This window comes from Pseudomonas sp. GW822-FHT02D10 (genome assembly GCF_058802345.1).
This window is the reverse complement of record NZ_JBXAOB010000003.1, coordinates 356,394-378,388: the sequence shown is the minus strand read 5'-3', so window position 1 is coordinate 378,388 and position 21,995 is coordinate 356,394. Positions and strand designations below refer to the sequence as shown.

At 60.3% G+C, this 21,995-nt stretch carries 19 protein-coding genes; 16 read left to right on the top strand and 3 right to left on the bottom strand.

The window, feature by feature from the left end:
- Positions 1-187: 187 nt before the first annotated feature.
- The 16 genes from mraZ (at position 188) to lpxC (ending at position 18,037) form a co-directional block, all read left to right on the top strand.
- The gene (mraZ, locus tag AC1RPZ_RS07355) at positions 188-643 is read left to right on the top strand and encodes a division/cell wall cluster transcriptional repressor MraZ (protein ID WP_493136269.1); all 456 of its coding nucleotides are present in this window, start codon (positions 188-190) and stop codon (positions 641-643) included.
- Entirely contained in the window at positions 640-1,587 is a 948-nt protein-coding gene (gene rsmH / locus AC1RPZ_RS07350; RefSeq protein WP_410017501.1) for a 16S rRNA (cytosine(1402)-N(4))-methyltransferase RsmH, read from the top strand. The genes mraZ and rsmH overlap by 4 nt, the downstream gene beginning before the upstream one ends.
- Complete coding sequence (gene ftsL / locus AC1RPZ_RS07345) at positions 1,584-1,877, top strand: cell division protein FtsL (RefSeq protein ID WP_493136266.1); 294 nt, start codon at positions 1,584-1,586, stop codon at positions 1,875-1,877. The genes rsmH and ftsL overlap by 4 nt, the downstream gene beginning before the upstream one ends.
- Complete coding sequence (locus tag AC1RPZ_RS07340; protein WP_493136449.1) at positions 1,877-3,616, top strand: peptidoglycan D,D-transpeptidase FtsI family protein; 1,740 nt, start codon at positions 1,877-1,879, stop codon at positions 3,614-3,616. Before ftsL ends, AC1RPZ_RS07340 begins: the two co-directional genes overlap by 1 nt.
- Positions 3,616-5,079: a UDP-N-acetylmuramoyl-L-alanyl-D-glutamate--2,6-diaminopimelate ligase gene (locus AC1RPZ_RS07335; RefSeq protein WP_493136264.1), complete on the top strand. Its 1,464-nt coding sequence runs from the start codon at positions 3,616-3,618 to the stop codon at positions 5,077-5,079. The genes AC1RPZ_RS07340 and AC1RPZ_RS07335 overlap by 1 nt, the downstream gene beginning before the upstream one ends.
- Positions 5,072-6,439 (top strand): UDP-N-acetylmuramoyl-tripeptide--D-alanyl-D-alanine ligase, encoded by a 1,368-nt coding sequence (locus AC1RPZ_RS07330; protein ID WP_493136262.1) that lies wholly within the window; start codon positions 5,072-5,074, stop codon positions 6,437-6,439. The genes AC1RPZ_RS07335 and AC1RPZ_RS07330 overlap by 8 nt, the downstream gene beginning before the upstream one ends.
- The gene (gene mraY / locus AC1RPZ_RS07325) at positions 6,439-7,521 is read left to right on the top strand and encodes a phospho-N-acetylmuramoyl-pentapeptide-transferase (protein WP_071553419.1); all 1,083 of its coding nucleotides are present in this window, start codon (positions 6,439-6,441) and stop codon (positions 7,519-7,521) included. Before AC1RPZ_RS07330 ends, mraY begins: the two co-directional genes overlap by 1 nt.
- Positions 7,522-7,526: 5 nt before the next feature.
- Positions 7,527-8,888, top strand: a complete 1,362-nt coding sequence (gene murD, locus AC1RPZ_RS07320) for a UDP-N-acetylmuramoyl-L-alanine--D-glutamate ligase (RefSeq protein ID WP_493136260.1) — start codon at positions 7,527-7,529, stop codon at positions 8,886-8,888.
- Complete coding sequence (gene ftsW / locus AC1RPZ_RS07315) at positions 8,885-10,102, top strand: putative lipid II flippase FtsW (RefSeq protein WP_493136258.1); 1,218 nt, start codon at positions 8,885-8,887, stop codon at positions 10,100-10,102. Before murD ends, ftsW begins: the two co-directional genes overlap by 4 nt.
- Positions 10,092-11,162, top strand: coding sequence for an undecaprenyldiphospho-muramoylpentapeptide beta-N-acetylglucosaminyltransferase (gene murG, locus AC1RPZ_RS07310; RefSeq protein ID WP_493136256.1), 1,071 nt, complete (start codon positions 10,092-10,094; stop codon positions 11,160-11,162). The genes ftsW and murG overlap by 11 nt, the downstream gene beginning before the upstream one ends.
- Entirely contained in the window at positions 11,155-12,615 is a 1,461-nt protein-coding gene (gene murC / locus AC1RPZ_RS07305; protein WP_493136254.1) for a UDP-N-acetylmuramate--L-alanine ligase, read from the top strand. Before murG ends, murC begins: the two co-directional genes overlap by 8 nt.
- Positions 12,612-13,592 (top strand): D-alanine--D-alanine ligase, encoded by a 981-nt coding sequence (locus AC1RPZ_RS07300; protein ID WP_493136252.1) that lies wholly within the window; start codon positions 12,612-12,614, stop codon positions 13,590-13,592. Before murC ends, AC1RPZ_RS07300 begins: the two co-directional genes overlap by 4 nt.
- Before the next feature lie 2 nt (positions 13,593-13,594).
- Complete coding sequence (locus AC1RPZ_RS07295) at positions 13,595-14,461, top strand: cell division protein FtsQ/DivIB (RefSeq protein ID WP_493136250.1); 867 nt, start codon at positions 13,595-13,597, stop codon at positions 14,459-14,461.
- A 14-nt stretch (positions 14,462-14,475) separates the two neighbouring features.
- Positions 14,476-15,738: a cell division protein FtsA gene (gene ftsA / locus AC1RPZ_RS07290; RefSeq protein WP_493136248.1), complete on the top strand. Its 1,263-nt coding sequence runs from the start codon at positions 14,476-14,478 to the stop codon at positions 15,736-15,738.
- Between the two features lie 81 nt (positions 15,739-15,819).
- Positions 15,820-17,013, top strand: a complete 1,194-nt coding sequence (gene ftsZ, locus AC1RPZ_RS07285; protein WP_054595719.1) for a cell division protein FtsZ — start codon at positions 15,820-15,822, stop codon at positions 17,011-17,013.
- A 112-nt stretch (positions 17,014-17,125) separates the two neighbouring features.
- Positions 17,126-18,037: a UDP-3-O-acyl-N-acetylglucosamine deacetylase gene (lpxC, locus tag AC1RPZ_RS07280; RefSeq protein WP_493136246.1), complete on the top strand. Its 912-nt coding sequence runs from the start codon at positions 17,126-17,128 to the stop codon at positions 18,035-18,037.
- Between the two features lie 215 nt (positions 18,038-18,252).
- Here the strand turns inward: lpxC and AC1RPZ_RS07275 are convergent, their stop codons facing one another.
- From AC1RPZ_RS07275 to AC1RPZ_RS07265, 3 genes are all read right to left on the bottom strand, one after another.
- Positions 18,253-19,758 (bottom strand): sensor domain-containing diguanylate cyclase, encoded by a 1,506-nt coding sequence (locus AC1RPZ_RS07275; RefSeq protein WP_493136244.1) that lies wholly within the window; start codon positions 19,756-19,758, stop codon positions 18,253-18,255.
- A 202-nt stretch (positions 19,759-19,960) separates the two neighbouring features.
- Positions 19,961-21,325 carry a heavy metal sensor histidine kinase gene (locus AC1RPZ_RS07270; RefSeq protein WP_493136242.1) on the bottom strand — a complete coding sequence of 455 codons (1,365 nt, stop codon included), beginning with the start codon at positions 21,323-21,325 and terminating at the stop codon, positions 19,961-19,963.
- Positions 21,315-21,992 (bottom strand): heavy metal response regulator transcription factor, encoded by a 678-nt coding sequence (locus AC1RPZ_RS07265; RefSeq protein ID WP_477768028.1) that lies wholly within the window; start codon positions 21,990-21,992, stop codon positions 21,315-21,317. The genes AC1RPZ_RS07270 and AC1RPZ_RS07265 overlap by 11 nt, the downstream gene beginning before the upstream one ends.
- Positions 21,993-21,995 lie beyond the last annotated feature (3 nt).

Below are 21,995 nucleotides of genomic sequence, written 5' to 3'. Positions count from 1 at the left end.
TCAAACATCCGCCAAATACTCGTAACACCTCCTTTTACAGCGCTAAATCTCCGATCTGTAAGGGTTTTCCTTTAATCCGCGCCTTGACGGTGTGGTGGGCGCATTCCTATAGTGTGCGCAAGTGGCGGAAAGTGGCATGAAGTGGGTTTTTTGAGCGTAAAACGCTAGAATTTGGAGAAGCGCTGACGTGTTTCGCGGAGCTAACGCTATCAGTCTCGATGCAAAAGGCCGTCTCGCCATGCCGAGCCGGTATCGTGACGAGCTCGTTTCGCGAAGTTCCGGGCAATTAATTGTCACAATTGATGCCGTTGATCCTTGTTTATGTGTTTACCCACTCGATGAGTGGGAGCTGATTGAAACCAAACTGCGCGCACTGCCTTCGCTCCGCGAAGAGAACCGCCGTTTGCAACGTTTGCTGATTGGTAATGCCGTCGACCTCGAGCTCGATGGCAGTGGTCGTTTTCTGGTTCCACCGCGTCTGCGCGAATACGCCAGGTTGGATAAGCGCGCGATGCTGGTAGGCCAACTGAACAAGTTCCAATTGTGGGACGAGGATGCCTGGGATGCGGTTTCTGCTGCTGACCTGGCTGCTATTCAACAACCGGGCGCTATGCCTGATGAACTGCGTGATTTGATCCTGTGACTATTGATAGCGGCTTTAACCACATCACCGTACTGCTTGACGAAGCCGTTGAGGCTCTCGCCGTACGCCCTGATGGCTGCTATCTGGATGGCACGTTCGGGCGCGGCGGCCATAGTCGCCTGATACTCAGCCAGCTCGGTCCCGATGGTCGGTTGCTGGGGTTCGACAAAGATCCTCAGGCGATTGCCACCGGGCAAACGCTAGCGGCCGAAGACGGCCGCTTTGTCGTTGTGCAGCGCAGCTTTGCCGAGCTCGGTTCGGAAGTTGCCGAGCGCGGTCTGGCCGGCAAGGTCAGCGGCGTTCTGCTCGACCTGGGCGTGTCATCGCCACAGCTCGACGACCCGGAGCGTGGCTTCAGCTTCCTCAATGACGGCCCGCTGGATATGCGCATGGACCCGTCTCGCGGGATCAGCGCGGCAGAGTTCGTCAACACCGCGCCCGTCGAAGAAATCGCCCGCGTGTTCAAGGAATACGGTGAAGAGCGTTTCTCCGGCCGTATGGCCCGTGCCGTGGCCGAGCGCCGTGACATCAAGCCGTTCGAGCGCACTGGCGATCTGGCTGAAGTCCTGAAAGTCGCCAACCCTGCCTGGGAAAAGGGCAAGAACCCGGCTACCCGTGCGTTCCAGGGCCTGCGAATTCACGTCAACAACGAACTGGGCGATCTGGAGACCGGCCTCGAAGCCGCGCTGGAAGCCCTCGAAGTGGGCGGTCGTCTGGTGGTGATCAGCTTCCACTCGCTGGAAGACCGTATCGTCAAACTGTTCATGCGCAAACTGGTCAAGGGTGAAACCGATAACCTGCCGCGCAACCTGCCGGTACGTTTCGAAGCCTTTGTGCCGAAAATCAAAATTCATGGCAAACCGCAATTCGCCGGCGAAGCCGAGCTCAAAGCCAACCCTCGTTCCCGTAGCGCCGTCATGCGTGTCGCGGAGAAACTTCGGTGAGCAAGCTCTTCGCCAAGCCACTTCCTGGCGGAAGCTTTTTCATGCTGCTGCTATTTATCGCTGTATTGGTCTCCGCGATTGGAGTTTCCTATAGCGCGCACTGGAACCGTCAGCTGCTGAACTCGCTGTACAACGAGTTGAGCGTGCGCGACAAGGCGCAGGCAGAGTGGGGCCGGTTGATTCTTGAACAGAGCACCTGGACTGCCCACAGCCGCATCGAAATATTGGCCACCGAACAACTGAAGATGCGCATTCCCGGCGCCGCTGAAGTACGAATGGTGGCGCCATGATGAAACTCGAAGGGGCACTCTTTCCCTGGCGGTTTCGCGTGGTGCTTGGTTTGCTGGGTGTCATGGTGGCAGCCATCGCCTGGCGCATTATCGACCTGCAAGTGGTCGACCGTGACTTCCTGATTGGTCAGGGCGACGCGCGCAGCGTTCGACACATCCCGATTCCGGCTCACCGTGGTTTGATCACCGACCGTAACGGCGAGCCATTGGCCGTGAGTACCCCGGTCACCACCCTGTGGGCCAACGCCAAGGAAATGCAACTGGCCAAGGAAAAGTGGCCGGCACTGGCGGCTGCCCTGGGTCAAGACCCTAAAGCCCTGACCGAACGACTCGAAGCTCAGGCCAATAAAGAATTCATCTATCTGGTGCGCGGGTTGACCCCCGAGCAGGGCCAGGTCGTGCTCGATCTGAAAGTGCCAGGTGTTTATGGCATCGAAGAGTTCCGGCGTTTCTACCCGGCCGGTGAAGTCACAGCGCACATGGTCGGCTTTACCGACATCGATGACCACGGGCGCGAAGGCGTGGAACTGGCCTATGACGAATGGCTGGCCGGTGTCGCCGGCAAGCGTCAGGTCATCAAGGACCGGCGCGGCAGACTGATCAAAGATGTTCAAGTGACCAAAAACGCCAAGGCTGGCAAGCCCTTGGCGTTGTCGATTGACCTGCGTCTGCAATACCTGGCGAACCGCGAACTGCGCAACGCGATCATCGAGAACGGTGCCAAGGCTGGCAGCCTGGTGATCATGGACGTCAAGACCGGTGAGATCCTCGCCATGGTCAACCAGCCGACCTACAACCCGAACAACCGTCGCAACCTGCAACCGGCGATGATGCGCAACCGCGCCATGATTGACGTGTTCGAGCCGGGTTCGACCATGAAAGCGATCTCCATGAGCGCCGCGATCGAAACCGGCCGCTGGAAACCGAGCGACACCGTCGAGGTATATCCAGGCTCCTTGCAGATTGGTAAGTACACCATCAAGGACGTCTCCAAGACCGAAGGTCCGGTGCTCGACCTGACCGGTATTCTGATCAACTCCAGTAACGTCGGCATGAGTAAGGTCGCCTTCGATATTGGCGGCGAAACCATTTTCCGCCTGGCGCAGAAAGTCGGCCTCGGCCAGGACACCGGCCTGGGCTTCCCGGGCGAGCGTGTCGGCAACCTGCCGAATTATCGCGAATGGCGCAAAGCCGAGACGGCCACGCTGTCGTACGGCTATGGCATTTCGGTAACCGCGATTCAACTGGTCCACGCCTTCTCGGCGCTGGCCAACAACGGCCGTATTGCACCGCTGACCCTGATCAAGACCGACAAGGCAGCGCAAACCACCCAGGTGATTCCGGAAGCCGTGGCGAAAACCATGCAGGGCATGTTGCAGCAAGTGATCGAAGCACCGCGCGGTGTATTCCGTGCGCAAGTGCCGGCCTATCACGTCGCTGGCAAGTCCGGTACTGCACGTAAGACATCGGTGGGCACCAAAGGCTACGCCGAGAACTCCTACCGCTCGCTGTTCGCAGGTTTTGGCCCCATGAGCGACCCGCGCTACGCGATCGTCGTGGTCATCGACGAACCGAGCAAGGCTGGTTACTTCGGTGGTCTGGTTTCGGCGCCGGTGTTCAGCAAAGTGATGTCTGGAACCCTGCGTCTGATGAACGTTACGCCGGACAACCTACCGGCCACTCAGCAAGCCAACGCTGCCCCGGTCATCCCTGTTAAAACCAATGGAGGGCGCGGCTGATGTCTCTTAGCCTGAACAAGATTTTCGCCCACGCTGGCCGTGATCTGTTGATTCGCGAACTGACCCTGGACAGCCGTAATGTCCGTGCAGGCGACCTGTTCCTGGCCGTCCCCGGTGGCAAGTTCGATGGTCGTGCACACATTGCCGACGCCTTGCAGCGCGGTGCCGCGGCTGTCGCTTATGAAGTTGAAGGCGCGAGCGTTCTGCCGATTACCGAAGTACCGCTGATTCCGGTCAAGGGCCTGGCTGCGCAACTGTCTGACATTGCCGGGCGTTTTTATGGCGATCCGAGCCGTAACCTGAACCTGATTGGCGTGACCGGCACCAACGGAAAAACCAGCGTGACCCAACTGGTCGCGCAAGCGCTGGACCTGCTGGGTCAGCATTGCGGCATCGTTGGCACCCTGGGCACTGGTTTCTACGGCGCACTGGAAAGTGGCCTGCACACCACACCGAACCCGATTGCCGTACAGGCGACCCTGGCCGACCTGAAAAAGGCCGGCGCCAAAGCCGTGGCCATGGAAGTGTCCTCCCACGGTCTGGATCAAGGGCGCGTGACTGCACTGGCGTTCGATGTGGCGGTGATGACCAACCTGTCGCGTGATCACCTGGATTATCACGGGACGATGCAAGCCTACGGCGAAACCAAGGCCAGGCTGTTCGACTGGAGCGATCTGAAGTGCCGGGTGATCAACCTCGACGACGAATTCGGTCGGCAACTGGCCGCTGAAAAACGAGAGTCGCGCCTGATCACCTATAGCCTGGAAGACTCCGGCGCTTACCTGTATTGCCGTGAAGCGCAATTCGACGACGAAGGCGTGCGCGCTACATTGGTGACGCCGCAGGGCGAACACCATTTGCGCAGTACCTTGCTCGGTCGTTTCAACCTGAGCAACGTGCTGGCTGCTGTCGGTGCCTTGCTCGGTCTGGATTACGCACTGGATGAAATCCTCCATGTGATGCCAAAACTCGAAGGCCCGGCCGGTCGCATGCAGCGCCTGGGCGGCGGCACTCAGCCGCTGGTGGTGGTCGATTACGCCCATACCCCGGATGCGCTGGAAAAAGTCCTGATGGCTCTGCGTCCGCACGCGAAGGGCAAATTGCTCTGCCTGTTCGGCTGCGGCGGTGATCGCGATCGCGGCAAGCGTCCGCTGATGGCCGAAGTGGTCGAGCGTCTGGCGGATGGTGTGCTGGTCACCGATGACAACCCGCGCAGCGAAGACCCTGCACAGATTTTCGACGATATCCGCGCCGGTTTCACGGCAGTGGATAACGTCCGTTTCGTCGCCGGCCGTGGCCAGGCGATTGCCCAGTTCATCGCCAGCGCCAGCGCGGATGACGTGATTGTTCTGGCCGGCAAAGGTCACGAGGATTACCAGGAAATCAACGGCGAACGCCATGACTTCTCCGATCTGGTGGAGGCCGATCGTGCCTTGACCGCGTGGGAGGTGGCCCATGCTTAAAGCGTTGAAACTGAGCGAAGTGGCGGGCCCATTGGCTGGCCGTCTGCTGGCTGCCGATTGCAGCTTTGACGGCGTCAGCATCGACAGCCGTGCCATCAAGCCAGGGCAACTCTTTATCGCCCTGACCGGGCCGCGTTTCGACGGTCACGACTACCTGAACGACGTAGCATCCAAAGGCGCGGTTGGGGCGTTGGTCGAGCGTGAAGTGACCGGTACTGATCTGCCGCAATTGGTGGTCAAGGACACCCGTCAGGCTCTGGGGCAACTTGGGGCGCTGAACCGTGCGGCGTTTACCCAGCCTGTTGCGGCCATTACCGGTTCCAGCGGCAAGACCACGGTCAAGGAAATGCTCGCCAGCATCCTGCGCACCCTGGGTCCGGTGCTGGCGACGCGCGGCAACCTGAACAACGACCTCGGCGTTCCGCTGACCCTGCTCGAACTGGCCCCTGAACACACGGCGGCGGTGATCGAACTCGGTGCTTCGCGGCTCGGCGAGATCGCCTACACCGTGGCCATGACCAAACCCCATGTCGCGCTGTTGAACAATGCCGGAACCGCCCACGTCGGCGAGTTCGGCGGTCCGGACAAAATCGTTGAAGCCAAGGGCGAGATTCTGGAAGGGCTGGACGCCGATGGCGTCGCCGTTCTGAACCTCGACGACAAGGCCTTTGATATCTGGAAGAAACGTGCCGCTGGTCGTCAGGTGCTGAGCTTTTCTCAGCTTGATGCTGCCGCCGACTTCTATGCCAGCTTCATTATTGCTGATGCGCGCGGTTGCCCTGCATTCGAACTGCACACGCCGAACGGTGTTGCGCGTGTTCAGTTGAACCTGCTCGGTGGTCACAACGTCACCAATGCAGTCGCTGCCGCCGCCGCCGCTCATGCCTTGAAGGTGTCGCTGTCCCACATCGTCTCGGGACTCAATGCGGTACAACCGGTCAAAGGCCGGGGCGTGGCGCAACTGGCGACCAACGGCATGCGCGTGATTGATGACACTTACAACGCTAACCCCACCTCGATGTGCGCTGCCGTTGATATACTCGCCGGCTTTTCCGGTCGCACCGTTCTGGTGCTCGGAGATATTGGCGAGTTGGGCGAGTGGGCGGAGCAGGGGCACCGCGACGTTGGCGCGTATGCCAGCGGCAAGGTTTCCGCGCTTTACGCCGTTGGCCCGATGATGGCGCATGCCGTCGCAGCCTTCGGTGAGCAGGCTCGTCACTTTGCCAATCAGGCTGATCTGATCGCGGCGCTGGGCGCCGAACACGATACAAACACCACTATTTTGATCAAGGGCTCGCGCAGCGCTGCGATGGAAAACGTCGTTGCGGCTTTGTGCGGTTCGAGCGGGGAGAACCATTAATGCTGCTGTTGTTAGCGGAGTATCTGCAACAGTTCTACAAAGGCTTCGCGGTCTTTCAGTACCTGACCCTGCGCGGGATTCTCGGTGTGCTGACCGCCTTGTCGTTGTCGCTGTGCCTGGGTCCATGGATGATCCGCACCTTGCAGAACCGCCAGATCGGTCAGTCGGTCCGCAATGACGGCCCGCAATCGCACCTGTCCAAGTCGGGCACTCCGACCATGGGCGGCGCACTGATTCTGACCGCCATCGGCGTCAGCACCTTGCTTTGGGCTGACTTGCACAACCGCTATGTCTGGGTCGTGTTGCTGGTCACCCTGCTGTTCGGTGCCGTGGGCTGGGTCGACGATTACCGCAAAGTGATCGAGAAGAACTCCCGTGGCTTGCCGAGTCGCTGGAAATACTTCTGGCAGTCGGTGTTCGGTCTGGGCGCGGCGATCTTTCTTTATATGACCGCAACGTCGCCGGTGGAAACCACCCTGATCCTGCCGATGCTCAAGGACTACAGCATTCCGCTGGGCGCAGGCTTCATCGTCCTGACCTACTTCGTGATCGTCGGCTCCAGCAACGCGGTCAACCTGACTGACGGCCTCGACGGCCTGGCGATCATGCCAACCGTGATGGTCGGCGGCGCGCTGGGGATCTTCTGCTACCTGTCGGGTAACGTGAAATTCGCCGAATACCTGCTGATCCCTTATGTGCCGGGCGCCGGTGAGCTGATCGTGTTCTGTGGCGCATTGATCGGCGCCGGGCTGGGTTTCCTCTGGTTCAACACGTATCCAGCTCAAGTCTTCATGGGCGACGTCGGCGCACTGGCGCTGGGCGCGGCCCTGGGCACCATCGCGGTGATCGTTCGTCAGGAAATCGTCCTGTTCATCATGGGCGGTGTGTTCGTGATGGAAACCCTGTCGGTGGTCATTCAGGTTGCCTCCTTCAAACTGACCGGTCGCCGTGTGTTCCGCATGGCACCGATTCACCACCACTTTGAACTCAAGGGCTGGCCCGAGCCACGCGTGATCGTCCGTTTCTGGATCATCACCGTCATTCTCGTACTGGTCGGCCTTGCCACCCTGAAGCTGAGGTAGAACGAGTGTCTCTGATCGCTTCTGACCACTTCCGCATCGTTGTCGGCCTCGGCAAGAGCGGCATGTCCCTGGTTCGCTTTCTGGCGAACCGGGGCGTGTCGTTCGCCGTCGCCGATACGCGGGAAAATCCACCGGAGCTGGCCACGCTGCGCCGTGACTATCCGCAGGTGGAAGTGCGTTGTGGCGAGCTGGATGTCGAATTCCTCTGCCGTGCTGACGAGCTCTACGTGAGCCCGGGCCTGGCCTTGGCGACTCCGGCCCTGCAAGCGGCCGCGGCCCGTGGTGTGAAGCTGTCGGGTGACATCGAGCTGTTCGCGCGAAACGCGAAGGCGCCGATTATTGCCATCAGCGGTTCCAATGCGAAAAGCACCGTGACCACCCTGGTCGGCGAAATGGCGGCAGCGGCCGGCAAGCGCGTGGCAGTGGGCGGCAACCTCGGTACCCCGGCACTCGATCTGCTGAGTGACGACGTCGAGCTGTACGTGATGGAGCTTTCGAGCTTCCAGCTGGAGACCACCGATCACCTGGGCGCCGAAGTGGCCACCGTGCTGAACGTCAGCGAAGACCATATGGACCGTTACAGCGGCCTGCCGGCGTATCACCTGGCCAAGCACCGGATCTTCCGTGGGGCGAAGCAAGTGGTGGTCAATCGTCAGGATGCACTGAGCCGTCCGTTGATGGGCGAGGGCCTGCCGTGCTGGACCTTTGGTCTGAACAAACCTGATTTCAAGGCTTTCGGTCTGCGCGAGGAAAATGGCGAGAAGTATCTGGCCTTTGAATTCCAGAACCTGATGCCGGTGCGCGAGCTGAAAATTCGTGGTGCCCACAACCAGTCCAACGCTCTTGCGGCCTTGGCCCTGGGGCACGCGGTTGGCCTGCCGTTCGACGCCATGCTCTCGAGCCTGCGCACCTTCGCCGGGCTTGAGCATCGCTGCCAGTGGGTCCGAGACCTGGACGGCGTGAGTTACTACAACGATTCCAAAGCCACCAACGTTGGCGCCGCTCTGGCCGCCATCGAAGGTCTGGGCGCGGACATCGAAGGCAAACTGGTGCTGATCGCCGGTGGCGACGGCAAAGGGGCCGAGTTCAAGGATTTGCGTGATCCGGTCGCGGCCAACTGCCGCGCCGTGGTGTTGATGGGCCGTGATTCCGAACTGATTGGTCAGGCCATCGGCGATGCCGTGCCACTGATTCGCGTCAACTCGCTGATCGAAGCGGTCGAGCAATGCCGCGCTATCGCCCAGCCAGGCGATGCCGTGCTGCTGTCGCCGGCCTGCGCCAGTTTCGACATGTTTCGGAACTACGAAGAGCGTGGGCATTTGTTTGTCCAATCCGTGAAAAATCTGGCCGCGGAGGACTTGGCATGAGCTTGAGAAACATCATCAAGCCGTACCCGTCGCCGATCATCACCGGGCGTGGTATTGATCTCGACTTCCCGATGCTCGCCGGTTGCCTGGCGTTGCTGGGGCTGGGGCTGGTCATGATCGCCTCGGCATCGACCGAAGTGGCGGCGGTGCAGTCGGGCAGCGCCCTGTATTACATGATTCGTCACCTGATTTACGTTGTGCTCGGCCTGGGTGCCTGCATCGTCACCATGATGATCCCGATCGCCACCTGGCAACGCCTGGGCTGGCTGATGCTGATTGGTGCATTCGGTTTGCTGGTGATGGTGATCGTCCCGGGGATCGGCCGCGAAGTGAACGGTTCGATGCGCTGGATCGGCTTCAGTTTCTTCAACGTTCAGCCTTCCGAGATCGCCAAGGTGTTCGTGGTGATCTACCTCGCCGGTTATCTGGTGCGTCGCCAAAAAGAAGTACGCGAAAGCTGGATGGGCTTCTTCAAGCCGTTCATCGTTCTGCTGCCGATGGCCGGTCTGTTGCTGATGGAGCCGGACTTCGGTGCGACCGTCGTGATGATGGCGGCTGCTGCGGCGATGCTGTTCCTGGGCGGGGTCGGGCTGTTCCGTTTTTCCTTGATGGTGGTCCTGGCGGTCGCGGCGGTGGTGCTGTTGATTCAAGTGCAGCCGTATCGAATGGCGCGCCTGACCAACTTTGCGGATCCATGGGCCGACCAGTTCGGCGCCGGCTATCAGTTGTCTCAAGCATTGATCGCCTTCGGTCGCGGCGAATGGCTGGGCGTTGGCCTGGGCAACAGCGTGCAGAAACAGTTCTATCTGCCGGAAGCCCACACTGACTTCGTGTTCTCGGTCCTGGCCGAAGAGCTGGGCGCCGTGGGTTCCTTGTGCACGGTCGCACTGTTCGTCTTTGTCTGTATTCGTGGCATGTACATCGGTTTGTGGGCAGAGAAGGCCAAGCAGTTTTTCGCCGCTTATGTCGCCTACGGCCTGTCGTTCCTGTGGATTGGCCAGTTCCTGATCAACATCGGGGTGAACGTCGGCCTGCTGCCGACCAAGGGTCTGACCTTGCCGTTCCTCAGTTACGGCGGCAGTTCGCTGGTGATCTGCTGCGCCTGTCTTGGCTTGTTGTTGCGCATCGAATGGGAGAGTCGAACCCACTTGGGCAGCGAAGAGATGGAGTTCAGTGAGAGCGACTTCGCCGAGGAGCCGACCCATGGGCGCTAACGTGCTGATCATGGCGGGCGGCACCGGTGGCCACGTGTTCCCGGCGCTGGCTTGCGCGCGCGAGTTTCAGGCGCGCGGCTATACCGTGCACTGGCTCGGGACGCCACGCGGAATCGAAAACGAACTGGTCCCGAATGCCGGACTGCCGTTGCATCTGATCAACGTCAGCGGCCTGCGTGGCAAGAGCAAGTTGTCGTTGCTCAAGGCACCTTTTGTATTGCTCAAGGCGATCTGGCAGGCACGTGCCGTCATTCGTCAGGTGCAGCCGATCTGTGTACTGGGCTTTGGCGGATATGTCACCGGCCCCGGTGGTGTAGCGGCCAAATTGGCCGGTGTGCCGGTCATCGTTCATGAGCAGAACGCCGTGGCCGGTACCGCCAATCGGTTGCTGGTGCCGTTGGCCGCGCGAGTCTGCGAAGCTTTCCCGAACACCTTTGCTGCCAGTGGCAGCCGGCGCACTACCGGTAACCCGGTGCGCACCGAGTTGTTCCTCGATACACCGCGTCCAGCCCTGGCCGGACGCAAAGCGCGTTTGCTGATCCTGGGCGGAAGCCTGGGCGCAGAACCGTTGAACAAATTGCTGCCTGAAGCCCTGTCGCTGGTTCCTGCTGAACTGCGTCCGGAAGTGTTTCATCAGGCCGGTAAAAACCACGATGAAGTGACTGCCGAGCGCTATCGCACGGCCGGTGTCGAGGCGCAAGTGCAGCCTTTCATCAAAGACATGGCCCAAGCCTATGGCTGGGCCGACCTGGTGGTCTGTCGCGCAGGCGCGCTGACTGTCAGTGAGCTGGCTGCTGCCGGTCTGCCCTCGATGCTGGTGCCTTTGCCCCACGCGATCGACGATCACCAGACCCGCAATGCCGATTATTTGGCTCGTGAAGGCGCTGCCTTCCTGATGCCGCAAAGAACGACTGGCGCAGCGGATCTCGCTGCACGCCTGACAGAGGTCTTGATGCAACCGCAACGACTTAACGACATGGCTGGCGCCGCTCGTCGCCTGGCCAAACCTGATGCAACCCGCAACGTGGTCGATATCTGCCTGGAGGTGGTTCATGGTTGAAAATCAGAAAGCCATGCCGCAACCGGAAATGCGCCGCATCCGTCGCATCCACTTCGTCGGAATCGGTGGTGTGGGCATGTGCGGGATTGCCGAAGTATTGCTGAACCTGGGCTATCAAGTGTCCGGTTCCGACCTGAAAGCAACGCCGGTGACCGAGCGTCTCGAATCGTTCGGCGCACAGATCTTTATCGGTCACCGCGCCGAGAACGCCGTAACCGCCGATGTGCTGGTGGTGTCGAGCGCTGTGAACACCTCCAACCCGGAAGTCGCGACGGCCCTGGAGCGTCGTATTCCGGTGGTGCCGCGTGCCGAAATGCTCGCTGAACTGATGCGCTACCGCCACGGCATCGCCGTCGCCGGTACTCACGGCAAAACCACCACCACCAGCCTGATCGCTTCGGTGTTCGCGGCCGGTGGCCTGGACCCGACCTTCGTGATCGGCGGCCGCCTGAATGCAGCGGGCACCAATGCCCAGCTGGGCACCAGCCGTTACCTGATCGCCGAAGCCGACGAAAGCGACGCCAGTTTCCTGCACTTGCAGCCGCTGGTGGCCGTGGTCACCAACATCGACGCCGACCACATGGCGACCTACGACGGTGACTTCAACAAGCTGAAGAAAACCTTCGTCGAGTTCCTCCACAACCTGCCGTTCTACGGTCTGGCGGTGATGTGCCTGGACGACCCGGTGGTGCGTGAAATCCTGCCGCTGGTCAAACGTCCGACCATGACCTACGGCTTCAGCGAAGACGCCGATGTGCGCGCCATCAATGTTCGCCAGCAAGGCATGCAGACCTTCTTCACCGTGCTGCGCCCTGATCGTGAACCGCTGGATGTCTCGGTGAACATGCCGGGCAACCACAACGTACTGAACTCGCTGGCGACCATCTGCATCGCGACTGACGAGGGCGTCAGCGATGAAGCCATCGTGCAGGGGCTGTCGGGCTTCCAGGGTGTCGGCCGACGCTTCCAGGTCTACGGCGAGCTGCCGGTCGAAGGTGGCAACGTGATGCTGGTGGACGACTACGGTCACCACCCGACTGAAGTCGCTGCGGTAATCAAAGCCGTGCGCGGTGGCTGGCCAGATCGCCGTCTGGTGATGGTTTACCAGCCGCACCGCTACAGCCGCACCCGCGACCTGTACGACGATTTCGTCAATGTGCTGGCCGACGCCAACGTGTTGCTGCTGATGGAAGTCTACCCGGCCGGCGAAGAACCGATCCCGGGTGCCGACAGCCGCAAGTTGTGCAACAGCATCCGCCAGCGCGGTCAGCTCGATCCGATCTACATCGAGCGCGGTGTCGACCTCGCGCCGCTGGTCAAGCCGCTGCTGCGTGCCGGCGACATCCTGCTGTGCCAGGGCGCCGGCGATATCGGCGGTCTTGCACCGAAACTGTTGAATAGTCCGTTGTTCGCGGGTGTCGTTGTCGCTCCTGGCGAGGGGAAGTTGAAATGACTGCTGCCTACGCTAACCTGTTCTCGACCATCGCCCCGAAAGACTTCGGCCGTGTGGCCGTGCTGTTCGGTGGCAAAAGTGCCGAGCGCGAGGTTTCGCTGAAATCCGGTAACGCGGTGCTTGAAGCCCTGCAAACCGCTGGCGTGGATGCGTTCGGCATCGACGTCGGCGACGATTTCCTGCAACGCCTGCTGAACGAAAAAATCGACCGCGCCTTCATCATTCTCCACGGTCGTGGCGGTGAAGACGGCAGCATGCAGGGCCTGCTCGAATGCGCAGGGATTCCGTACACCGGCAGCGGCATCCTGGCTTCGGCACTGGCCATGGACAAGCTGCGGACCAAACAGGTCTGGCACAGCCTGGGCATTCCGACGCCACGTCACGCGGTCCTTTGCAGCGAAACCGACTGTATTTTGGCGGCGACGGAACTGGGCTTCCCTTTGATCGTCAAACCGGCGCATGAAGGTTCAAGTATCGGTATGGCCAAAGTGACTTCGGCAGCTGAATTGATCGAAGCCTGGAAAGCGGCCAGTACCTACGATTCGCAAGTGCTGGTCGAGCAATGGATTCAAGGTCCGGAGTTCACCATCGCCACCCTGCGTGATCAGGTGTTGCCACCGATCGCTCTGGGCACGCCACACACTTTCTATGACTACGACGCCAAGTACCTGGCTTCCGATACTCAGTACCGGATCCCGTGTGGCCTCGATAGCGCCAAAGAACAAGAGCTCATGGACCTCACGGCAAAAGCCTGTGAGGCGCTGGGTATCGCCGGTTGGGGACGGGCTGACGTGATGCAGGACGCCGATGGGCAGTTCTGGTTCCTGGAAGTCAACACCGCACCGGGCATGACCGATCACAGTCTGGTCCCGATGGCCGCACGCGCCGCCGGTCTGGATTTCCAACAGTTGGTGTTGGCGATCCTGGCGGAAAGTGTTGCCGGTAACGCTGCCGGTAACAAAGAGCCGCGAGGTTAAACATGCAAGGCGCCCAGCTACGTCATCAGCCACCCGCACCCGGCCGCAAGCCGGTGCCGCGGGGTGCCAGCCGAATGGTGGCCAAAGAGCCGATGTCGGTGCGCCTGCCGAAAGCCGATTTTGGTTTTCTCAAAGCCTTGTTCTGGCCCGTGCTGTTGGTTGCGTTGGGGTTCGGTACTTACGAAGGTGCACAGCGCTTGCTGCCGTACGCCGACCGGCCGATCACCAAGATCAACGTGCAGGGCGATTTGAGTTACATCAGCCAGCAAGCAGTGCAGCAGCGGATCGCCCCGTACGTGGCGGCGAGCTTCTTCACCATTGACCTGGCGAGCATGCGTACCGAGCTGGAACAGATGCCATGGATCGCTCACGCCGAAGTGCGTCGCGTCTGGCCCGACCAGGTGGTGATTCGTCTGGAAGAACAACTGCCCGTGGCCCGTTGGGGTGACGAAGCGCTGTTGAACAACCAGGGGCAGGCGTTTACGCCGCGTGAATTGGCCAACTACGAACATTTGCCACAGTTGTTCGGCCCACAGCGGGCTCAGCAGCAAGTGATGCAGCAGTATCAGGTGTTGAGCCAAATGTTACGGCCATTGGGCTTCTCGATTGCCCGGCTGGAATTGCGTGAACGCGGCAGCTGGTTTCTGACCACTGGCGCGGGTAGCGCGGGCCCCGGGATCGAACTGTTGCTGGGACGCGATCACCTGGTGGAAAAGATGCGCCGCTTCATTGCCATCTACGACAAGACGCTTAAAGAACAGATTACGAACATTGCGCGCATCGACCTGCGTTATGCCAACGGCCTCGCCGTCGGCTGGCGGGAACCTGTAGCGCCCACGACGGCCCAACCCGCTGTCGCGAAGAATTGAGAAGAGGCAGGACCATGGCAAACGTGCAAAGCGGCAAAATGATCGTCGGTCTGGATATCGGTACCTCCAAGGTGGTGGCGCTGGTAGGCGAGGTCGCGGCCGATGGTCAACTGGAAATCGTCGGGATCGGTACTCACCCGTCCCGCGGTCTGAAGAAAGGCGTGGTGGTGAATATCGAATCCACCGTGCAGTCCATTCAGCGCGCGATCGAAGAAGCGCAACTGATGGCGGGTTGCCGGATTCACTCGGCGTTCGTCGGTGTGGCCGGCAATCACATTCGCAGCCTGAACTCCCACGGCATCGTGGCGATTCGTGATCGCGAAGTCAGCTCGGCCGACCTTGAGCGCGTACTCGATGCCGCCCAGGCCGTGGCCATTCCGGCGGATCAGCGGGTGCTGCACACGCTGCCGCAGGATTACGTGATCGATAACCAGGAAGGCGTGCGTGAGCCTCTGGGCATGTCCGGCGTCCGTCTGGAAGCCAAGGTCCACGTGGTCACCTGCGCGGTGAACGCGGCACAGAACATTGAAAAGTGCGTGCGTCGTTGCGGTCTGGAAATCGACGACATCATTCTCGAACAGCTCGCTTCCGCGTACTCGGTGCTGACCGATGACGAGAAAGAGCTGGGCGTGTGCCTGGTGGACATCGGTGGCGGTACTACCGACATCGCGATCTTCACCGAAGGCGCGATCCGTCATACCGCAGTGATCCCGATTGCCGGTGATCAGGTGACCAACGACATCGCCATGGCGTTGCGCACCCCGACCCAGTACGCCGAAGAAATCAAGATTCGCTACGCCTGCGCCCTGGCCAAACTGGCCGGCGCCGGTGAAACCATCAAGGTCCCAAGTGTCGGTGACCGTCCGCCGCGCGAGCTGTCCCGTCAGGCCCTGGCCGAAGTGGTCGAGCCGCGTTACGACGAGCTGTTCACGCTGATCCAGGCCGAGCTGCGTCGCAGCGGCTACGAAGACCTGATCCCGGCCGGCATCGTGCTGACCGGCGGTACTTCGAAGATGGAAGGCGCGGTCGAGCTGGCCGAAGAGATTTTCCACATGCCGGTTCGCCTGGGTGTACCCCATGGCGTCAGAGGCCTGGACGACGTAGTGCGCAACCCGATTTATTCCACCGGTGTTGGTTTGCTGATGTACGGCCTGCAAAAACAGTCCGACGGCATTTCCTTCTCGGGGATCAGCAGCAGTCGCGATAACTACAGCAGCGACGAGGCCAAGAGCCCGTTGTTCGATCGCATCAGAAGCTGGGTCCAGGGCAATTTCTAAAGAATTACCGAAACACCGTTATACCGTTGTAGGCAGTAGGCGCAGTAGGCGAAAAAACTAGAGAATGTAAGGAGAGGGAAAATGTTCGAACTCGTAGACAACATCCCCGCAAGCCCGGTTATTAAAGTTATCGGTGTTGGCGGTGGCGGCGGCAACGCTGTCAATCACATGGTCAAGAGCAACATTGAAGGCGTTGAGTTCATCTGCGCCAACACTGATGCCCAGGCGCTGAAAAGCATCGGCGCGCGGACCATCCTGCAATTGGGCACTGGTGTGACCAAAGGCCTGGGCGCCGGCGCCAATCCGGAAGTCGGCCGTCAAGCCGCACTGGAAGACCGCGAGCGCATCGCCGAAGTGCTGCAAGGCACCAACATGGTGTTCATCACCACGGGCATGGGCGGCGGTACCGGTACCGGTGCTGCGCCGATCATTGCCGAAGTGGCCAAGGAAATGGGGATCCTCACCGTTGCGGTGGTGACCCGTCCGTTCCCGTTCGAAGGTCGCAAGCGCATGCAGATCGCCGACGAAGGCATCCGTCTGCTGTCTGAAAGCGTTGACTCGTTGATCACCATTCCCAACGAGAAGCTGCTGACCATCCTCGGTAAAGACGCAAGCCTGCTGTCGGCTTTCGCCAAGGCCGACGATGTACTGGCCGGTGCCGTTCGCGGTATCTCCGACATCATCAAGCGTCCGGGCATGATCAACGTCGACTTCGCTGACGTACGTACCGTGATGAGCGAAATGGGCATGGCGATGATGGGCACTGGCTGCGCCAGCGGTCCGAACCGTGCACGTGAAGCGACTGAAGCGGCTATCCGTAACCCGCTGCTCGAAGACGTGAACCTGCAAGGCGCACGCGGCATTCTGGTGAACATCACCGCCGGTCCTGACCTGTCTCTGGGTGAGTACTCCGACGTGGGTAGCATCATCGAAGCCTTCGCTTCCGAGCACGCCATGGTCAAGGTCGGTACCGTTATCGATCCGGACATGCGCGACGAGCTGCACGTGACTGTGGTTGCCACAGGTCTTGGCGCGAAAATCGAGAAGCCTGTCAAGGTCATCGACAACACCGTTCACACCTCCATGGCCTCGCAGCCACAACAACAATCCCCTGCACGGCAGGAGCAGCCAGCGGTAAACTACCGTGACCTGGACCGTCCGACTGTCATGCGCAACCAGGCTCAGGCCGGTGCTGCGACTGCCGCGAAGATGAATCCGCAAGACGATCTGGACTACCTGGACATCCCGGCATTCCTGCGTCGTCAGGCCGATTGATGGAATGTATCAGGGCTATGAAGGTGATTGGTGTTCAGCAAAGGTCTGGTCTGCTATTATCGCCAGCCTTTGTTGATACCAGTTCGCAATTTGCGCTGAAGCGGCCCAAGCCATGATTAAACAACGCACCCTGAAAAATATTATCCGTGCCACAGGTGTAGGTCTGCACTCCGGGGAGAAGGTATACCTGACCCTCAAGCCCGCACCTGTAGACACCGGCATCGTGTTTTGTCGTGCCGACCTGGACCCTGTGGTGCAGATTCCTGCTCGCGCGGAAAACGTTGGTGAAACCACTATGTCGACGACGCTGGTCAACGGTGACGTCAAAGTGGACACGGTGGAGCACTTGCTCTCGGCCATGGCTGGCCTGGGCATCGATAACGCCTACGTCGAGCTCTCCGCGTCCGAAGTCCCGATCATGGATGGTAGCGCTGGACCCTTCGTATTCCTGATTCAATCGGCTGGCCTGGAAGAACAGGACGCCGCCAAGAAGTTCATCCGGATCCTGCGTGAAGTGACAGTGGAAGACGGCGACAAGCGCGCCACTTTCGTCCCTTTCGAAGGCTTCAAAGTGAGTTTCGAGATCGATTTCGATCACCCGGTGTTCCGTGACCGCATTCAAAGTGCCAGCGTGGATTTTTCCAGCACTTCGTTCGTAAAAGAAGTCAGCCGCGCCCGGACCTTTGGTTTCATGAGTGATATCGAGTACCTGCGCAAGCACAACCTCGCACTCGGCGGTAGCGTTGAAAACGCCATCGTGGTCGACGCGGATGGTGTACTGAACGAAGACGGCCTTCGCTACGAAGACGAATTCGTGAAGCACAAGATCCTTGATGCAATTGGTGACCTCTACCTGCTGGGCAATAGCCTGATTGGTGAGTTCAAAGGCTTCAAGTCGGGCCACGCACTGAACAACCAGCTTCTGCGCAAATTGATTGAGCAGACAGATGCCTGGGAAGTCGTGACCTTTGAAGACGCCAGCACTGCACCGATCTCTTACATGCGTCCAGTTGCGGCTGTGTAAGCAAAAACCTCTCTAGTTTTTAAAGGCTGCCTTCGGGTGGCCTTTTTTTATTGCCTTGATTGTTGTGTTGTCTGTGATGACCTCTTCGCGGGCAAGCCCGCCCCACAGGGGATCGTCGTCGAGCACAGATGCTCTGGGCACTGAAGATCAAATGTGGGATGGTCCGGGCGACGTTCGCTTGCCCGCGAAGAGGCCAGTCGCCGCGGCACAAATCCTCAGTTGGCAGCCTCCACCCGGTTACGCCCACGGTGCTTGGCCTGATACAGCGCTTTGTCGGCGGCGTACATCAGGTTTTCCAGGCTCTCGCCCGGTTGCCCTGTCGAGGTGCTGAGGCCGATGCTGACGGTGACCGGTGACTCGTCGCCTTCGAACGGCGGCAGTTGCTCGACTGCCGCACGGATATTTTCGGCAATCCGCAGCGCACCGGCGGTGTCAGTCTCGGCCAGCACCACAGAAAACTCCTCACCGCCATACCGTGCGGCGAGATCGGACGGACGACGAAGGTTTTCGCTGATGACCCTGGCGAGCACCCGCAAGGCATCGTCGCCGCCCTGATGGCCGTGGCGGTCGTTGAACGACTTGAAGTGATCGGCGTCGATCATCAGCACCGACAGCGGCTTGCCTGAGCGCTGAGCACGGGACCATTCGCGGTTCAGAGCCTGGTCGAGCGTCCGGCGGTTAGCCACGCCGGTGAGGGCATCGATGGCCGCCTGTTGCGCCAGTTCCTGCTCGGCGTGACGGCGCAGGCGCAACTCGCGGCACAGCAGCAAGGTCAGCCACATCAGGCCGATACACAGCACACCGGTGGCACCACTGATAACGTAGGCGGTGCGTTTCCAGGAGGCGAAGACTTCGTCCATGGAGAGCGCGACGATGACCGTCAACGGCAGGTTGCCGACGCGCGAGAAGGTGTACAGACGGTCCTGGTGGTCCGTGTTCGAGACGCTGACGAAGCTGCCACTGCCAGCACGCATGATGCGGATGACGTTGGGTCGACTGCCGAAGCTCTTGCCAATGCTGTCGTCCGTCAGCATGGGCTTCTGCGCCAGCAGAATGCCGTCCTTGTCGAGCACGTTGAGGGTGCTGTCGACGCCGATGTTCAAGCTGTTGAACAGCTCATCAAAGTACGCCAGGCGCATCGAGGCGGCGGCAACGCCGAGAAACTCCCCGGTGGGTGAAGAGATGCGCCGGCTGAAGCTGATGCGCCACTGATCGCTGTCGGCGCAGTCGCAATGGGGTTTGAACGGGCGACTGATAAACATCCCGGTGTCGCTGTTGGAAACGTGGGCCTGGAAGTAGTCGTGGTCGGCGAAGTTGGCGGGTTTTGGCTGAACCAGCGACGAATCGGCGATCACCTCGCCACGCTTGTCGAGCAACAGGATATCGCCCTTGAAACGTGCCGTGCTGGATCGGTCGAACAGCACCAGGTGACGGATCTGAGCGGAAACCTTCTGCAAGTCGTCGCGTTGGGCGGCAGCAATCAACCCTTGCAGTGACAGGTCATAGAGTTCGACGTTGCGCAACACATCGGCGTCGATCAGTTGCACGATGTTGGTCGCGCCGCGAGTGGCTGCTTGCATGGCAGTGGCGTGTTCGCGGATCAGCAGGAAAGTGACGATGGAGATGATCGCGATGACGGTCAGCGAGCTGCCGAGAATCAGCATGAATTCCGGTCGACGGGTAGTGCCCGTTATGTGGGTGTGCGGACGGCTTGCGCTCATGGTTCTGATTTCTGCAGAGGGACATCATCAGCGTAGTTCCCGAACGGGCCGGGCAGCATTGCAGATATCAGTTCGTTGATCGTTTGTGCCCAGCTCCCTGTATAGATCCCGGAGATAAAAAAGGCCAGCGAAGGTGCTGGCCATGGTGCAGAAACTTTCCTGGAGGGGGCGTGGGAGCGATAAGAGCGAGACCTGGGGGGTATCAAACCGGCAAATAGATCCCGAACGTATTTACGCCGTTATCACTGCGCGCAAACACATCGCCGCCGTGCATCAGCGCAATCGCCTTGACGATGGCCAGCCCCAGGCCATGGTTGGCACCGCTGTTGCTGCGCGAGGCGTCGGCCCGGTAGAAGCGCTCGAACAAGCGCGGCAGGTGTTCGCTGGCGATCGGCTCGCCAGGGTTGGTGACGCCGATGCACACCTGGTGTTCCTGAACATCGATCTGCACTTGAATGACCTGGCCGGGGGCGGTGTGTTGCACGGCGTTGTTCAGCAGGTTGATCAGCGCCCGGCGCAGGTGCGCAATCTCGATTTGCACCTGGGCGTCGCCGCTGACCTGAACCTTGACCTGAGCGTCTTCGAGAATGAAGTCCAGGTAGTCCAGGGTGGTGGCTACTTCGCCGGCCAGTGAGGTGGAGGTCAGCTGGGTGGCCTTGCTGCCTTGGTCGGCGCTGGCCAGAAACAGCATGTCGTTGATGATCGACCGCAGCCGTTCGAGCTCTTCGAGGTTTGATTGCAGCACTTCGAAGTAGTGTTCCGCCGAGCGCCCACGCGTCAGGGCAACCTGGGTCTGACCGATCAGGTTGGTCAGCGGCGAGCGCAGTTCGTGGGCGACGTCGGCGTTGAACGATTCGAGACGGGTATAGGCTTGCTCGACCCGCTCCAGCGTCGAGTTGAACGAGCTGACGAACTGGTTGAGTTCCGGCGGCAGAGGCGACAGTTGCAGCCGTCCGGACAGCAACGGCGGCGCCAGTCGTTGGGCTTCCTGAGACAACTTGATCAAGGGTTTGAGGCCGATCCGCGCCACCCAGTAACCCAGCACCGAAGCCAGCAGCACGCCGATGATCGCCAGGCTGATCAAGGCCGTCAGCAAGTGATGCTGAGTCTGGTAAAAGGTTTCGGTGTCGATGCCGATCATGAAACGCAGCGGTGGCCGTTGGTCCTTGGCCGGGAACTGGCTGACCAGGACCTTCAGCGGATAGGGGTGATCGGGCAGTTTCAAGTCACGCCTGCCCATCGGGCCTTCAGCAAAGGCGCGGATCTGTGGGGTGATGTTGCCGTATTCGTAGTTGGCATCGCCGCTGATGATCCAGAAACTGATGCGCTTGTCTTCTTCGCCGAGCAGCTTGAGTTTGTTGTTGATCTTCAGCCAATGCTCCGGCGTGCCAAAGCGCCCGACCGTGGATTCGAGCACGCTGTAACGCGCATCCAGTTCGGCTTCCGGCAACAGCGCCAGGCCCTTTTCGACCTGTTGGTACAGCGCCCAGCCGATCAACAGAAACACCAGCGCCGCCACCAGCGTGAACATGCCGCTCAGGCGCAACGCGATACTGTTACTGCGCACTGCGGCTCTCCAGCACGTAACCCATACCGCGAATGGTGTGCAGCAACTTCTCTTCGAACGGCCCGTCGATCTTCGCCCGCAGACGCTTGATCGCGACTTCGACGACGTTGGCGTCGCTGTCGAAATTGATATCCCAGACCATCTCGGCAATTGCGGTTTTCGAGAGGATTTCACCCTGGCGCCGGGCCAGCACGCTGAGCAGCGAGAACTCCTTGGCGGTCAGGTCCAGCCGCGTGCCGGCACGGGTGGCCTTGCGGCTGATCAAATCAATCCACAGGTCGGCGATGGTCACTTGCACCGGCTCATGACCGCCACTGCGGCGGGTCAAGGCTTGCAGGCGGGCGACCAATTCGAGAAACGAAAAGGGTTTGCCGAGGTAATCGTCGGCACCATCGCGCAGGCCCTTGATCCGGTCTTCCACGCGCTCGCGGGCGGTGAGCATGATCACCGGGGTCTGTTTGCGGGCACGCAGGGCGCGCAGCACGCCATAGCCGTCGAGGCCCGGCAGCATCACGTCGAGGATGATCACCGCGTAATCGTTTTCGAGCGCCAGGTGCAGGCCTTCGACCCCGTCCGGGGCCCGGTCCACGGTGTAACCCTGTTCGGTCAGGCCGCGGTACAGATAATCCGCGGTTTTCTCTTCGTCTTCGATAATCAGAACGCGCATGAC

What these genes read in the sequence shown, in the direction of transcription:
- mraY (WP_071553419.1), top strand. Translation starts at nt 6,439, where the DNA reads ATGCTGCTGTTGTTAGCGGAGTATCTGCAACAGTTCTACAAAGGCTTC.
- ftsW (WP_493136258.1), top strand. Translation starts at nt 8,885, where the DNA reads ATGAGCTTGAGAAACATCATCAAGCCGTACCCGTCGCCGATCATCACC.
- murG (WP_493136256.1), top strand. Translation starts at nt 10,092, where the DNA reads ATGGGCGCTAACGTGCTGATCATGGCGGGCGGCACCGGTGGCCACGTG.
- AC1RPZ_RS07275 (WP_493136244.1), bottom strand. Translation starts at nt 19,758, where the DNA reads ATGAGCGCAAGCCGTCCGCACACCCACATAACGGGCACTACCCGTCGA.
- lpxC (WP_493136246.1), top strand. Translation starts at nt 17,126, where the DNA reads ATGATTAAACAACGCACCCTGAAAAATATTATCCGTGCCACAGGTGTA.
- AC1RPZ_RS07330 (WP_493136262.1), top strand. Translation starts at nt 5,072, where the DNA reads ATGCTTAAAGCGTTGAAACTGAGCGAAGTGGCGGGCCCATTGGCTGGC.
- AC1RPZ_RS07335 (WP_493136264.1), top strand. Translation starts at nt 3,616, where the DNA reads ATGTCTCTTAGCCTGAACAAGATTTTCGCCCACGCTGGCCGTGATCTG.
- ftsZ (WP_054595719.1), top strand. Translation starts at nt 15,820, where the DNA reads ATGTTCGAACTCGTAGACAACATCCCCGCAAGCCCGGTTATTAAAGTT.
- ftsA (WP_493136248.1), top strand. Translation starts at nt 14,476, where the DNA reads ATGGCAAACGTGCAAAGCGGCAAAATGATCGTCGGTCTGGATATCGGT.
- murC (WP_493136254.1), top strand. Translation starts at nt 11,155, where the DNA reads ATGGTTGAAAATCAGAAAGCCATGCCGCAACCGGAAATGCGCCGCATC.
- AC1RPZ_RS07265 (WP_477768028.1), bottom strand. Translation starts at nt 21,992, where the DNA reads ATGCGCGTTCTGATTATCGAAGACGAAGAGAAAACCGCGGATTATCTG.
- AC1RPZ_RS07340 (WP_493136449.1), top strand. Translation starts at nt 1,877, where the DNA reads ATGAAACTCGAAGGGGCACTCTTTCCCTGGCGGTTTCGCGTGGTGCTT.
- AC1RPZ_RS07295 (WP_493136250.1), top strand. Translation starts at nt 13,595, where the DNA reads ATGCAAGGCGCCCAGCTACGTCATCAGCCACCCGCACCCGGCCGCAAG.
- AC1RPZ_RS07300 (WP_493136252.1), top strand. Translation starts at nt 12,612, where the DNA reads ATGACTGCTGCCTACGCTAACCTGTTCTCGACCATCGCCCCGAAAGAC.